General features: G+C 41.3%; 16 protein-coding genes and 2 tRNA genes. All 18 read right to left on the bottom strand.

Annotated elements, in window-relative coordinates:
* Positions 1-16: 16 nt before the first annotated feature.
* The 18 genes from EG2_RS19100 to atpD all read right to left on the bottom strand — a co-directional run bounded on the left by EG2_RS19100 (position 17) and on the right by atpD (position 12343).
* Positions 17-184 carry a hypothetical protein gene (locus tag EG2_RS19100; protein ID WP_003127605.1) on the bottom strand — a complete coding sequence of 56 codons (168 nt, stop codon included), beginning with the start codon at positions 182-184 and terminating at the stop codon, positions 17-19.
* Positions 185-324: 140 nt separating this feature from the next.
* Positions 325-396, bottom strand: a tRNA-Gln gene (locus EG2_RS03340).
* Between the two features lies 1 nt (position 397).
* Positions 398-481, bottom strand: a tRNA-Tyr gene (locus tag EG2_RS03345).
* Positions 482-566: 85 nt separating this feature from the next.
* Positions 567-803, bottom strand: a complete 237-nt coding sequence (locus tag EG2_RS03350; RefSeq protein WP_005471857.1) for a DUF2969 domain-containing protein — start codon at positions 801-803, stop codon at positions 567-569.
* 124 nt (positions 804-927) lie between these two features.
* Complete coding sequence (locus tag EG2_RS03355; RefSeq protein WP_060813471.1) at positions 928-1575, bottom strand: CBS and ACT domain-containing protein; 648 nt, start codon at positions 1573-1575, stop codon at positions 928-930.
* Positions 1576-1600: 25 nt separating this feature from the next.
* Positions 1601-2302 (bottom strand): ABC transporter ATP-binding protein, encoded by a 702-nt coding sequence (locus EG2_RS03360; RefSeq protein ID WP_005471855.1) that lies wholly within the window; start codon positions 2300-2302, stop codon positions 1601-1603.
* Positions 2302-3078, bottom strand: a complete 777-nt coding sequence (locus EG2_RS03365; protein WP_060813473.1) for an ABC transporter ATP-binding protein — start codon at positions 3076-3078, stop codon at positions 2302-2304. The genes EG2_RS03360 and EG2_RS03365 overlap by 1 nt, the downstream gene beginning before the upstream one ends.
* On the bottom strand, positions 3059-4036 hold the full coding sequence (locus EG2_RS03370) for a branched-chain amino acid ABC transporter permease (protein ID WP_005471852.1): 978 nt from the start codon (positions 4034-4036) through the stop codon (positions 3059-3061). The genes EG2_RS03365 and EG2_RS03370 overlap by 20 nt, the downstream gene beginning before the upstream one ends.
* Before the next feature lie 9 nt (positions 4037-4045).
* Positions 4046-4924 (bottom strand): branched-chain amino acid ABC transporter permease, encoded by an 879-nt coding sequence (locus tag EG2_RS03375; protein ID WP_003127599.1) that lies wholly within the window; start codon positions 4922-4924, stop codon positions 4046-4048.
* 209 nt (positions 4925-5133) lie between these two features.
* Positions 5134-6321 carry an ABC transporter substrate-binding protein gene (locus tag EG2_RS03380; protein WP_060813475.1) on the bottom strand — a complete coding sequence of 396 codons (1188 nt, stop codon included), beginning with the start codon at positions 6319-6321 and terminating at the stop codon, positions 5134-5136.
* Positions 6322-6595: 274 nt separating this feature from the next.
* Positions 6596-7468, bottom strand: coding sequence for an ROK family protein (locus tag EG2_RS03385; protein ID WP_060813477.1), 873 nt, complete (start codon positions 7466-7468; stop codon positions 6596-6598).
* A gap of 185 nt (positions 7469-7653) precedes the next feature.
* Entirely contained in the window at positions 7654-8109 is a 456-nt protein-coding gene (locus EG2_RS03390; protein WP_060813479.1) for a GNAT family N-acetyltransferase, read from the bottom strand.
* A 53-nt stretch (positions 8110-8162) separates the two neighbouring features.
* Complete coding sequence (gene yidD, locus EG2_RS03395) at positions 8163-8438, bottom strand: membrane protein insertion efficiency factor YidD (protein ID WP_003127593.1); 276 nt, start codon at positions 8436-8438, stop codon at positions 8163-8165.
* Positions 8439-8521: 83 nt separating this feature from the next.
* Positions 8522-8698: a DNA-directed RNA polymerase subunit beta gene (locus EG2_RS18285; RefSeq protein WP_005471848.1), complete on the bottom strand. Its 177-nt coding sequence runs from the start codon at positions 8696-8698 to the stop codon at positions 8522-8524.
* Between the two features lie 15 nt (positions 8699-8713).
* On the bottom strand, positions 8714-10003 hold the full coding sequence (murA, locus tag EG2_RS03400) for a UDP-N-acetylglucosamine 1-carboxyvinyltransferase (RefSeq protein ID WP_003127592.1): 1290 nt from the start codon (positions 10001-10003) through the stop codon (positions 8714-8716).
* 92 nt (positions 10004-10095) lie between these two features.
* Positions 10096-10329 (bottom strand): DUF1146 family protein, encoded by a 234-nt coding sequence (locus tag EG2_RS03405; RefSeq protein ID WP_003127591.1) that lies wholly within the window; start codon positions 10327-10329, stop codon positions 10096-10098.
* 154 nt (positions 10330-10483) lie between these two features.
* Complete coding sequence (locus tag EG2_RS03410) at positions 10484-10906, bottom strand: F0F1 ATP synthase subunit epsilon (RefSeq protein WP_003127590.1); 423 nt, start codon at positions 10904-10906, stop codon at positions 10484-10486.
* Positions 10907-10936: 30 nt separating this feature from the next.
* Positions 10937-12343 (bottom strand): F0F1 ATP synthase subunit beta, encoded by a 1407-nt coding sequence (gene atpD / locus EG2_RS03415; RefSeq protein WP_003127589.1) that lies wholly within the window; start codon positions 12341-12343, stop codon positions 10937-10939.
* Positions 12344-12350: the final 7 nt, after the last annotated feature.

A 12350-nucleotide genomic window follows, 5' to 3' on the forward strand; every position in this document is an offset into this window, starting at 1 on the left:
CAATGTCTTTTCGCGATCAATGATTCTTTGAACGCCATTTGATTGTATCTTTTGTTTTACGCAATTGTGTAACTTTGATACCTTTTGGTGCAATACGAATAGCATAGTCTTCACGTTTGACAACATCATAAACATGCTCAGCTGCTTCGGTGACTTTTTCTTTTAGATTCAATTTAAATTTCATCTTCTCATCTCCTGAGTTCTTTACCTATAGCCTATCGTAAATAAAAAAAATCTTCAACTTTTAACCCTTAGAATTTTGCTATAAATAACGAAGAAAAGTCAGCAAGACATGCTTGCTGACTTTTCTTGATTGTTCACTGACTGGGGTAGCTGGATTCGAACCAACGCATGACGGAGTCAAAGTCCGTTGCCTTACCGCTTGGCTATACCCCAATGGTGGAGGAGAGTGGATTCGAACCACTGAACCCGAAGGAACGGATTTACAGTCCGTCGCGTTTAGCCACTTCGCTACTCCTCCAAACGGCTTTTAAAAAACCTGACTCAGTTATAATACCTAAAAATATAACAAATTGCAAGAGCAAAATGTCATTTTTTTTAAGAAATTATTCATGTAAGTTCCATTGGCGCAAAATCGTTTCAATTGCTGCATCCAAAGTTCGGCTTGCACCTAAATCTTCTTCGCCTAGAAAGCTTTGGAATTCTTTCGGACCGGATGCGAGAATTTCACCAATCACTTTTTTCCCTAATACTAGTTGATGGACTTCATATTCTTTTCCTTGGATCACCTTAACGGTTTCTTCCACACGGACTTCAATATCTTTATTTTTTTTCGACATCATACTCACCTCTTTCAGATACCTTGTTTATTCTACCAGAAAACACCGCAAAGCAAAAGCAAATCTAGTCAACCATTCACCCCAAAAAAAATCATGCAATCACTGATTGTGTTTGCATGATTTTTGCTTATTTTTGATTGGTCAATACCGCACTCAATACCGTATACCCAGCATTGGCAAAAATTTTCTCGATTTCTGACACTTGCCTGGATTCAACTTGAATCTCTACGATCGTTTTCAAAGCCATTCGATTGACCACGATCGTTAAAATACTTAATTGATGATCTGCTAATAACTGCGTGATTTCCGCTAAGACACCGCTGTGGTCATCAATAATCTCAAGAGCTACTCTTGTACCGCCCTCATAATAACCTGTGATCTTCAAGAATGCATCGAAGATATCATTATTCGTAATGATCCCTACTAGTTCGTCATCTGCTAACACAGGCAACACACCGACATTTTCTTCCCGCATGACTGCAATCGCGTCTTCTAGCAGCGCCTCCGGTTTGATGGTGGTCACTTTCTTCAGCATGATATCTGCTACAGTCGTTTTGTTTAATAAATAATTCATTTCATAAACACTTAAACTTGTCGCTTTTGAAGGCATTGCTTCTGCAATCGTGCCTTCTGTAATCAGGCCAACTAACCGTTGCTGATCAACAACCGGCAATCGATGGATGTCATGCTTTTTCATTAAGTCTATCGCATCAAATATTGGCATTGCCGAATGAACAGTGATGACATTCTTGGTCATAAAATCACGTACGCTCATTTTTCATCCTCCTTGTTGTAAGCTATCAACCGCCTAGATAGGCTTTCTTGACTTCATCACTTTCCAATAACTCTTGCCCGCTTCCTTGCAAGACGATTTTACCGGTCTCTAGAACATACCCTCGGTCAGCAATGGACAAAGCCATTTTGGCATTCTGCTCAATCAATAAAACGGTTGTTCCTTGCTGTTTGATTTCTTGGATAATCGAGAAGATCTCTTTGATGAATATTGGGGCTAAGCCCATGGATGGTTCATCGAGTAAAAGCAACCGAGGCTTGGACATCAGTGCACGTCCCATTGCCAACATCTGCTGTTCTCCTCCTGATAACGTTGAAGCATCTTGACTTAGTCGTTCTTTTAGGACAGGAAATTTCGTGAAGACCTGCTGATAGTCCTCTTTGACTTGATTGTCTTTTCGCAAAAAAGCGCCCATCTCAAGGTTTTCTTGAACGGAGAGTCCTGGAAAAACGTGACGCCCTTCAGGTACTTGTGATAATCCATTAGCAACGATTTTTTGTGGAGCTTCTTTTTGGATGGGTTTGCCTTCAAAGAGAATCGTGCCTTTAGAGGGTCGGATCAGACCGGAAATCGTCCGCAGAATCGTCGTTTTCCCTGCACCATTGGCACCGATCAACGAGACGATCTCTCCTTGATTGACTTCAAAGGAAACATCATGAACCGCTTGGATCATGCCGTAATGGACACTTAAATTTTCAATACGCAACATTAGAGTTCCCCTCCTAAATAGGCTTCGATCACTCGCGGATCATTTTTGATCTCTTCTGGCTTTCCATGAGCAATCACTTGCCCATATTCCAGTACATAGATGCGTTCACAAACCTCCATGACTAAACTCATGTCATGTTCGATCAATAAAATCGTCAATTGAAAATCTTTTTGGATACGGTAGATCAATTTAGTCAGTTCCGCTGTTTCCTGAGGATTCATCCCGGCGGCTGGCTCATCAAGAAAAAGGATCTTTGGTTCAGTAGCCAATGCCCGAACGATCTCAAGACGTCGTTGTTCACCGTAAGGAAGATTTTTTGCTAGTGTTTGGCTTTTATTTTCTAAGTCAAAGATACGCAATAATTCCATGACTTTCTCTTTCATTGCAGCTTCTTTGTGATAAAACTTTGGCAACCGCAACACACTCGTAAAAAAACCTTCTTTTTGTTTGCTGTTCATGGCAATCAGAACATTGTCCATCACTGTAAGGTCTTTGAACAACCGAATGTTTTGGAAGGTGCGGGATAATCCCATAGCTGCGATATGATAGGGCTTCTCCCCATTCAATCGCTTGGATTGTCCTTGTTCTTCTAAAAGAACGTCGCCTTCACTTGGTTCATAGACGCCTGTCAGCAGATTGAAGAGTGTCGTTTTCCCTGCACCATTCGGACCAATCAAGCCAACTAGTTCATTAGTTTCTAAATGTAAATCGACATGTGAAACTGCCGCCAAACCACCAAAGTTCTTAGTCAGCTTCTTAACTTCCAATAGAGGCATTCGTGTCATCCCCCTTTTTTGTAAATTTATCAAAGATGCGCTTCACAGAAAATTCCCAAGTTCCCAAAAGTCCACTTGGCTTGAAAATCATAATGGCGATCAATGCCAGTGCGTAAATAATCATGCGCAAATCTGAGAAGCCTTGTAAGTACATATTCAATATACCTAATACGACCGCTGAAACCACTGCTCCTGTCGTACTACCAATCCCGCCAAACACAACGATGATCAGGACATCGATCGATTTCATAAAGCCATAATCTTTCGGAAATACCGATTGTTGATAACTTGCATATAATGTACCGGCAATACTAGCCATGACAGCACCCATCACAAAAGCAATCACTTTGTATTTCGTTGTATTGACCCCCATTGCTTCCGCAGCGATCTCATCTTCTCGTATCGCTAATGTGGCTCGTCCTGGACCACTATGGATAAAATTAGAGACCACCAAGATTGAGCCGACAGCAAAAAGAAAGACGATTTGCCAATTACTGAATTGCGGTAACCCGAATATCCCTGCAGGTCCATTCGTCAATCCTCGTAAATTGACTAATAAGATACGGATAATCTCTGAAACACCTAACGTTGCAATCGCTAAGTAGTCTCCTTTCAAGCGCAATGTTGGAATCCCGACAACTAGTGCGATCAGCCCTGAAACGAACATCCCCACGATCAGACCAGAAAGAAATCCGCCAAATGTAGGGTTGTTGGCTGTTAAAATTGCTCCTGCATAAGCACCAATCGCCATAAAACCTGCATGACCTAAAGAGAATTGTCCCGAAAAACCAATAATTAAATTTAGCCCTACTGCTAAAATAATATTGATTCCGATATTGACGATGATCGCGTCTGAAAATAGATTGATCAACCCGCCGTTATAAGCTGCAAACAAACCGAAGTAGATAACAGCGGCGAGTGCTAACCAAGTAATGTTGTATTTCAAATTCTTTTTCATCACTGACACCTACACTTTCTCTTTCAGGTTCTTGCCCAATATTCCTGCCGGACGGACCAATAATATAATTATTAAAATGACATAGACTAAAGCATCTTTATAATCAGAAAAACCTAATGCAGTAGCAACTGTTTCAATTAGTCCGATCACGAAGCCACCTAATGCTGCCCCAGGAATGATTCCTATACCGCCTAATACAGCCGCAACAAAAGATTTTAGTCCCGGCACAACCCCCATCGTAGGATCGATCGAATTGTAATACAATCCAATTAACATCCCACCCGCAGCTGCCAACGCAGAACCAAGAGCAAATGTGAAGGAAATCGTCCGATTGACATTGATCCCCATCAACCGTGCGGCATCCGCATCCACGCTAACAGCACGCATCGCTTTTCCCATTCTGGTTTTCTTGACGATCAGCTGTAATAGGATCATTAACGCCAATGAGACTGCTAAAATTAATAATTGTATATTACTTACCTCCACAAAACCAATACTATAAGTTTTGCGGGCAATGGCTTGTGGAAATGGTCGGACATCTGGAGAAAAGAAAAAAATCATGACATTTTGCAATAAATAGGAAACACCGATAGCGGTGATCAAAGCCGAGATCCGGGTGGAATTCCGGAGTGGGCGATAGGCCAAAAACTCGATCGTCACGCCTAACGCTGCACTAGCGATCATTGAGATGAATAGTGCAGGAAAAAAGCCCAGATTCCATTGATTGATCAAAAAATAACCAATAAAACTACCGATCATATACACTTCACCATGAGCAAAGTTGATCAGTTTAATGATGCCGTAAACCATCGTGTAGCCTAACGCTAATAAGGCATAGATACTACCTAGAAATAAACCGTTGATTAGTTGTTGGATCATCATTTCCATATTTTCACTTCCAATACCTTAAATTCTTGATGCTTGTCTAAGAAAAAGGAACCGCGACAGAAGTCTGCAGCAACGAGTCAAATGAGTATCTGCCATGATTGATGGGATCACAGATTTACGACTTTTTCATTTATCGTTCATCATTTTGTTCGCTTACCTTCGACTTCGTCTCAGTCCCTATTTGATCGTGTAAAGAACGGTCCTTCTATTTAAGGATTTACTGTATCAGCTGACGTTTCTTTGCCTTCAGTTAGTCCTAATACAACTGCTGATTTTTCTGGATTATGATTTTTGTCCATGGTGATCTCTCCCGTCACACCTTGGAAGTTTTTCAAAGCAGATAGTCCTTCAGCAATCGCAGTTGAGTCTGCTGAATCTTGATCTTCAATGGCTTGTTTGATCATGTAGACAGCGTCGTATGCCAATGCATTAAATGCGGAAGGTTCTTTGCTATACTTTGCTTTGAATGCTTCAACAAAAGGTTCTACCTTGTCATTGGCAGGAGCTTTAGTTGAGAAGTGTCCTGTATAATAAACATCCGATACATTTTCCACGCCTGCTGTTTGGACCATTTTTTCATCACCAAAGCCATCCGCACCAATAATTGGCTGATCGATTCCTAATTCTCGGGCTTGCTTGATGATCAAACCAGCTTCGGTGTAGTAGCCAGGAATGAACAATACATCAAAGTCAGCATTTTTGATTTTCGTCAACACTGCTTGGAAATCTTTGTCACCTTCTGTGAAATTCTCTTCGAGTACAATCTCGCCATTGTAGCTATCTTTAAAGGCTGCTGATAATCCATTCGCATAGTCGCTGGAATTATCGCCTAAAATAATTGCTTTTTTAGCATCCAAGTTGTCTGCAGCATATTTTGCTAAGATCGTTCCTTGGAAACTGTCTTGGAAACAAGAACGGAAAGCAAATCCTTGAACTTTGTCACTGCTGACAGTAATCGCATCATCTGTTCCGGAAGGTGTCACTAACGGAACTTGTGCTTTGGTGACATTTGGCAATGCCGCCTTCGTCGCACCTGAAGTTGCTGGCCCGATCATTGCTACTACTTTATCATTGGTCGTTAAATTGGCTGCGACTGTCGCTGACTCATTATTGTCAGATTTGTTATCTTTTGAAACAATTTCAATTTGTTTTCCTAAGATACCGCCACTCTCATTGATTTCTTCAACCGCCAGATCAATTCCTTCTTTTTCCGCCGTTCCATAAGCTGCAACAGCACCTGATAATTCTAAATTGACCCCGATTTTGATCGTATCACCTTCTTGTTTGTTGCCACCGCTAGCAGAACCGCTACCGCTAGTGGAACCACCAGTTGGTCCCGCACTACAAGCTGATAATAAAAATAAACTAGCAAATAAAAATGCAAATTTCTTTTTCATCATTATTCCTCCCCTACTCCCATGGATATGTTATCAAATATACTTAATAATAGGGAAAATGTCAACGAATTATCAGAATATTTTCTTTATTCAGATACTTTAAATTATTTTAAAAAAAATAGATAAAAAATAAAGATTGATGCGTCGCGATTGTAATCGATTTCCGAAAAAAAAAGTTGTGACCACTCTTTCAAAGTGATCACAACTTGTTGTATCTGTTGATTCAAGGTTTATGATTAAAATTGGCAAAAAATGACAGCAACAATGCGCTGAATCAGTTCAGCACTTGTGCGGTGAAATTAGCTGCCGCTCCAACTAGATTGGCATCATTTCGATAATCACAAAGCTTAATCAGTGGAACAAAGTCATTTAAGTCTTGTGCTGCCAGCATTTTCTTCATTCGTTGATTGATTTCTGGCAACAATCCTGCTTTTGCACTGACTCCACCACCAATAATCAATACTTCAGGGTCAAAAGCAAATTGGATGCTGAATAACCCTTCAGTCAAATAGCGATAAAATTTGTCTACCTCTTCTTTGGCGATAATATCACCTTCTTCTGCTCGACGAAAGACTTCCTCGCCACTAATCGTTTTGCGGTCCACACCGGTTCGGTCACAATAACGCCAAGCCATTTGAACAGCCGTCCCTAACTGTGAAAAAGATTTGCCTTTATCAAGAACCATCAAACCAAACTCGCCGCCGTAAAGATGGGCGCCTTTGATCAGTTTTCCTTGTTGAAAAAGTGCTCCGCCGACCCCAGTACCAATCACAATGAATGCTGCCGTGTCAAAGTCTTTCCCAGCGCCTTGATAAAATTCTGCCATTCCGGCACAATTGGCATCATTCTCAATAGTGACTGGCAATTGAAATAACGCTTCCAATTCAGCGAAAATATTAAATCCGTGAATATATGGAATGGCGCTGATCCCATTGATCTGCTGCTGTGCAACATTCACCGCTCCTGGCGCACTGATGCCAACGCCTTCAAGGGGTTTTTTAATGCTATCTCGAATTGCTTTGAGCTCTTCTTTCATTTTTTGCCAAGTATCAGGCGTCGCAAATTGTCCTTTGTCACTTAATTGTTCGTCCTGCCATAATCCATATTTCACTGCAGAACCGCCCATATCAAATACTAGTAATGTCATCTCAACATTCCTTTCTCACTCAGTTGTCTCCCTTATTTTACTGTACTTTCCTCCGTTAAGAAAGCGATTTCTGCTGATTTCATTGAAAAGGACAATAACGCGCTCTGAATCATTTGATTCAGAGTAACCATGAATGGCAGACAAAACCCAGTATTCAAATGAAGCCAGAGAGCGCTAGATACTTTTTAAAGAATTTTCTCTAAAATCACTTGATCAGTAAGTAGAATGCCATTCTCATAAATGGGGTCCTGGTAATGATCGACAAAATAGTTTTTGACTACTTTTTTTTCAATGAAGCCCATTTTTTTATAAAGTGTTAACGCCGCGGAAGGAAGATTACCAGTTTTGATAGTTACACAAAGAGTATCCGTAGTTTTTGTTGCGGCAATCTTACTTAACGCTGCGGTCAGTAAACGACCACCGATCCCTTGATTCTGTGCTTCCGGTGCAACAGCAACATTCATGATTTCCCATCCTGCTGTTTGCAGTTGATAAACAATCACTCCTACGATCTGCTGTTCGTTTTCAAAAACAAGAATCTCACTGGCTTGTATGTATTGATCTACCACTTCTTTTTCTGGATCAGCATCCAGTAATAGTGTCCATGGCAAAGATTCTTTTGGTGATAAAGCTCGAATCATCGTTTTGCTCCTTTACTCCGTTCATTTCTGCCTACCCCAAAAGTTTGTAGGGTTTATTTTTTGCGATAGTGATAAGTAGGCTGCTCCTGATCTTGGGTATTTCGTTTTAGTGTAAAGCGCTGAGGTACGTAGTCGATTCCCCCTTTTACAAACGGATGACAACGTAAAATTCGCGAGATTCCCATCAAACTTCCTTTCCCTGCCCCATGTACTTGGATCGCCTGAATCATATAGGACGAACATGTCGGATAATAGCGACAGCTAGGGGGAAATAAGGGAGAGATGAACCGCTGATACAGCCGAACAAATCCAATCAAAAGCTTGCTCACATCTCATACTCCTCTCTCTTCTATTTATAGAATTGAAAAAAACTAGAATAAAGCAATGTGCTCCATTCTAGTTCCAGCTTTGTTTACTTCATGAAGTCCAATATATGGTTCCATAGATGAGGCGAGAATACTTTTAACGGCATACCGTCTCCAATGATACCATAGCCGATCATAGTGCCGGCAATAAAGAGCAGGATCGCCAATAAGATAACCAACAAAATTTTTACCAAACTAGTTAAAATATATCGATTAAGCTTCAAGGTCGCATCTCCTCTTTAGACGGTTACTGGTGCTGTTTTTTCAGAAGTTGTTACCCGCTCAACAGAAGCACCTAGCTGTTGCAATTTTTCGTGGAATTTATAATAGCCACGGTCAAGATACTTCAGATTACGGACACGAGTCAATCCGTTTGAACGCAAGCCTAATAAAATCAAAGCTGCTGCCGCTCGTAGATCCGTTGCATAAACTAGCGCGCCTTGTAATTCGTGGCCGCCTTCGATCACAGCGATGTTTCCGTCAATTTTAACATGGCCGTTCATACGGCGCATTTCTTCTAAATGTTGGAAGCGATTTTCAAAAACCGTTTCATTCACGATGCTAGTCCCATCAGCCAACATTTGAATCGCAGTCATTTGCGCTTGCATATCTGTTGGGAAACCTGGATGAGGCATCGTTTTTACATCAGTTGCTTTGATTGTTTTAGGTCCGACTACCCGGATCCCTTCTGGAACTTCAGTGATCTTAGCACCCATTTCAGTTAATTTTGAAATCAGTGGACGATTGTGTTCAGAAATTGCATCTTTGATAATCACATCGCCTTCTGTCATTGCAGCAGCTACCATGAAAGTACCTGCTTCAATACGGTCTTGTACGATCGCATGAGAGACCGCATGCAAATGGTCGACGCCTTCAATGCGCATGGTTTCTGTCCCAGCACCAAAGACTTTTGCGCCCATTTTATTTAAAATGTTCGCTAAATCTACGATTTCAGGCTCTCGAGCGACGTTCTCAATGATCGTCGTTCCTTTGGCTTTGACTGCTGCCATCATGATGTTTTGAGTAGCGCCTACACTCGGAAAATCAAGGTAGATCGTATTTCCTTTTAACTCACTAGCAATCGCTTCTATGTAGCCATCTTTTTGAATAATTTCAGCTCCCAGAGCTTGGAAACCTTTGAGATGCAGATCTATTGGTCGTTTGCCAATAGCACAACCGCCTGGCATTGCAACTTTCGCATGACCATTTCTGGCTAATAAAGGTCCCATAACAACGATTGACGCACGCATTTGACTAACATATTCATACGGTGCTTCAATAGCTAATTCGCGGGAAGCATCCATTGTAATGGTATTTTTTGATTGATCAAAAGCAATCTCGACGTTTAAATGACGAATCACTTCGTTCATTGTCAAAACATCAGATAAAATCGGTACATTCTCTAAAGTCGTTGTTCCTTCTTCTGCTAACAAACTTGCTGCTAAAATAGGTAAAACGGCATTCTTAGCACCTTCAACCTTGACAGTTCCAATTAAACGATTACCACCTTGAACGATAATCTCTTCCATTTTGTTCCCTCCAAATAATGCAGTTGAATCATACACAAAATCTTGACAATTATAGCATACAATCGCACAACCTGCATGTATTATTGAATTTCTTAAAAACCTATTAAAAATAAATTACGGCATAATGCAATCAGTTCAAGGAAAAAAGTGCTAGCAGTATAGCCTAAAGCAATTGCTAAAAAGACCATGACCATCCGTATTTGCGTCGTTTGTAAGGCTTTAAAAAAAGCATCGATCCGCAAAGACTGCAACGCCCAAAACGCTAAATAGATAAATGCTAAATGACTGACGATACGAATAATCGCATCTACTCCATAAACTTGCATCCTCGATTCTCCTTTTCACATCTGAACGTTACTATCATACCACAAAATTTAAAAGAGCCAAAATATTCTTTCTTGAAACTTTCATTGGAAGACTTTAAAAAGACTTTAAAACGTTTTTGAGATAAAAAAAAAAGCAAAGACCACTGGTCTTCGCTTAGGAATGTTTTGACACATTGATTCGATTGATTGCACGATGCAAAGCAACAGTCGCACGCCGTAATTGGTCGATATCTTCTACTTGTTTTGCTTCTTCGATTTGCTTTTCGGCACGCTGTTTGGCACGTTCAGCACGAGAAACATCGATATCACGATCACGTTCAGCACTATCGGCTACAATTGAAACTACATTGTCCCGCACTTCCATGATTCCGCCATTGACAGCGATCCAATCGACGTGAGTATCGGAATCGATCCGTTTCACTCGAACTTCATCGATAGCCAAAGGCACGATGATCGGCGCGTGTTGCGGTAAGATCCCGATTTCTCCATCTGTCGTTCGTGCAACCACGATTTTGGCATGGTGTTCATACACCAAACCAGCAGGTGTCACCACATTAACCGTTAAAAATTGATCCATGAGGTTCCCCTCTTTCTCTATGGTTGCTTATTAATAACCTAGTGCTTTTGCTTTTTCAATTACATCTTCGATTCGACCCACACTTCGGAAGGCTTCTTCAGGAAGATCATCGTATTTACCTTCTAAGATCTCAGCGAATCCTTTGATGGTTTCTTCAACTGGCACATAAGAACCTGGTTGTCCTGTAAATTGTTCCGCTACGTGGAAGTTTTGTGATAAGAAGAATTGGATTCGACGCGCACGCGCTACGAGAGTCTTTTCTTCATCTGACAATTCATCCATCCCTAAGATCGCGATGATATCTTGCAATTCACGGTAACGTTGCAATGCATGCTGAACTTCGGTTGCTACTTCATAGTGTTTTTCCCCTACGATTTCAGGAGCTAATGCACTTGATGATGAAGCCAATGGATCTACCGCAGGATAAATCCCTTGTTCAGTCAATTTACGTTCCAAGTTCGTTGTTGCATCCAAATGGGCAAATGCAGTTGCTGGCGCTGGGTCAGTATAGTCATCGGCTGGCACATAGATGGCTTGAATCGATGTTACAGATCCTTTTTTCGTAGAAGTGATTCGTTCTTGTAATTGACCCATTTCAGTTGCTAGAGTTGGTTGATAACCAACGGCTGATGGCATCCGGCCTAACAAGGCAGATACTTCAGAACCCGCTTGTGTGAAACGGAAAATATTATCGATAAACAAGAGCACATCTTGTCCTTCAACGTCACGGAAATACTCAGCAATGGTCAAACCAGTCAAAGCAACCCGCATCCGGGCACCTGGTGGTTCATTCATTTGACCGAAAACCATGGCTGTCTTTTCGATAACGCCTGATTCTTTCATTTCATAATACAAGTCATTACCTTCACGCGTCCGTTCGCCAACACCGGTAAATACTGAAATTCCCCCATGCTCTTGAGCGATATTGTGAATCAATTCTTGAATCAATACGGTTTTACCAACACCGGCACCACCGAACAAGCCGACTTTACCACCTTTTAAGTAAGGAGCTAATAAATCGATAACTTTGATCCCAGTTTCAAGGATTTCTGTACTTGTTGACAATTCATCGAAATCTGGGGCTTTTTTGTGGATGCCACTACGTTTGGCATCTTCTGGGAATGGTGCTTCCAAGTCGATAGTATCGCCTAGTACATTAAATACTCGGCCTAGAGTATCTGTTCCTACAGGGACAGAGATTGAGGCACCGGTATCGATGACTTCCATTCCTCGTTGCAAACCGTCTGTAGATTCCATTGCGATGGTGCGGATCACACCATCCCCTAGTTCTAAAGCGGCTTCCAATACTACTTTTGTTTTTTTCTCGTCTTTTTTGTAAACGATCAACGCATTGTTGATATCTGGTAAGGATTGGTCTAGAGAGAATTCCACGTCGACAACGGGACCAATGACTTGAACAATCTTGCCTGAACTCATTCGTATT

The sequence above is a fragment of the Enterococcus gallinarum NBRC 100675 genome (genome assembly GCF_001544275.1).
Taxonomy (GTDB): Bacteria; Bacillota; Bacilli; order Lactobacillales; family Enterococcaceae; genus Enterococcus_D; species Enterococcus_D gallinarum.

Excerpts from the sequence above, each read along its gene's own strand:
- EG2_RS19100 (WP_003127605.1), bottom strand. The coding sequence starts at position 184 with ATGAAATTTAAATTGAATCTAAAAGAAAAAGTCACCGAAGCAGCTGAG.
- EG2_RS03350 (WP_005471857.1), bottom strand. The coding sequence starts at position 803 with ATGATGTCGAAAAAAAATAAAGATATTGAAGTCCGTGTGGAAGAAACC.
- EG2_RS03355 (WP_060813471.1), bottom strand. The coding sequence starts at position 1,575 with ATGAGCGTACGTGATTTTATGACCAAGAATGTCATCACTGTTCATTCG.
- EG2_RS03360 (WP_005471855.1), bottom strand. The coding sequence starts at position 2,302 with ATGTTGCGTATTGAAAATTTAAGTGTCCATTACGGCATGATCCAAGCG.
- EG2_RS03365 (WP_060813473.1), bottom strand. The coding sequence starts at position 3,078 with ATGCCTCTATTGGAAGTTAAGAAGCTGACTAAGAACTTTGGTGGTTTG.
- EG2_RS03370 (WP_005471852.1), bottom strand. The coding sequence starts at position 4,036 with ATGAAAAAGAATTTGAAATACAACATTACTTGGTTAGCACTCGCCGCT.
- EG2_RS03375 (WP_003127599.1), bottom strand. The coding sequence starts at position 4,924 with ATGGAAATGATGATCCAACAACTAATCAACGGTTTATTTCTAGGTAGT.
- EG2_RS03380 (WP_060813475.1), bottom strand. The coding sequence starts at position 6,321 with ATGAAAAAGAAATTTGCATTTTTATTTGCTAGTTTATTTTTATTATCA.
- EG2_RS03385 (WP_060813477.1), bottom strand. The coding sequence starts at position 7,468 with ATGACATTACTAGTATTTGATATGGGCGGTTCTGCAGTGAAATATGGA.
- EG2_RS03390 (WP_060813479.1), bottom strand. The coding sequence starts at position 8,109 with ATGATTCGAGCTTTATCACCAAAAGAATCTTTGCCATGGACACTATTA.
- murA (WP_003127592.1), bottom strand. The coding sequence starts at position 10,003 with ATGGAAGAGATTATCGTTCAAGGTGGTAATCGTTTAATTGGAACTGTC.
- EG2_RS03405 (WP_003127591.1), bottom strand. The coding sequence starts at position 10,329 with ATGCAAGTTTATGGAGTAGATGCGATTATTCGTATCGTCAGTCATTTA.
- EG2_RS03410 (WP_003127590.1), bottom strand. The coding sequence starts at position 10,906 with ATGGATCAATTTTTAACGGTTAATGTGGTGACACCTGCTGGTTTGGTG.
- atpD (WP_003127589.1), bottom strand. The coding sequence starts at position 12,343 with ATGAGTTCAGGCAAGATTGTTCAAGTCATTGGTCCCGTTGTCGACGTG.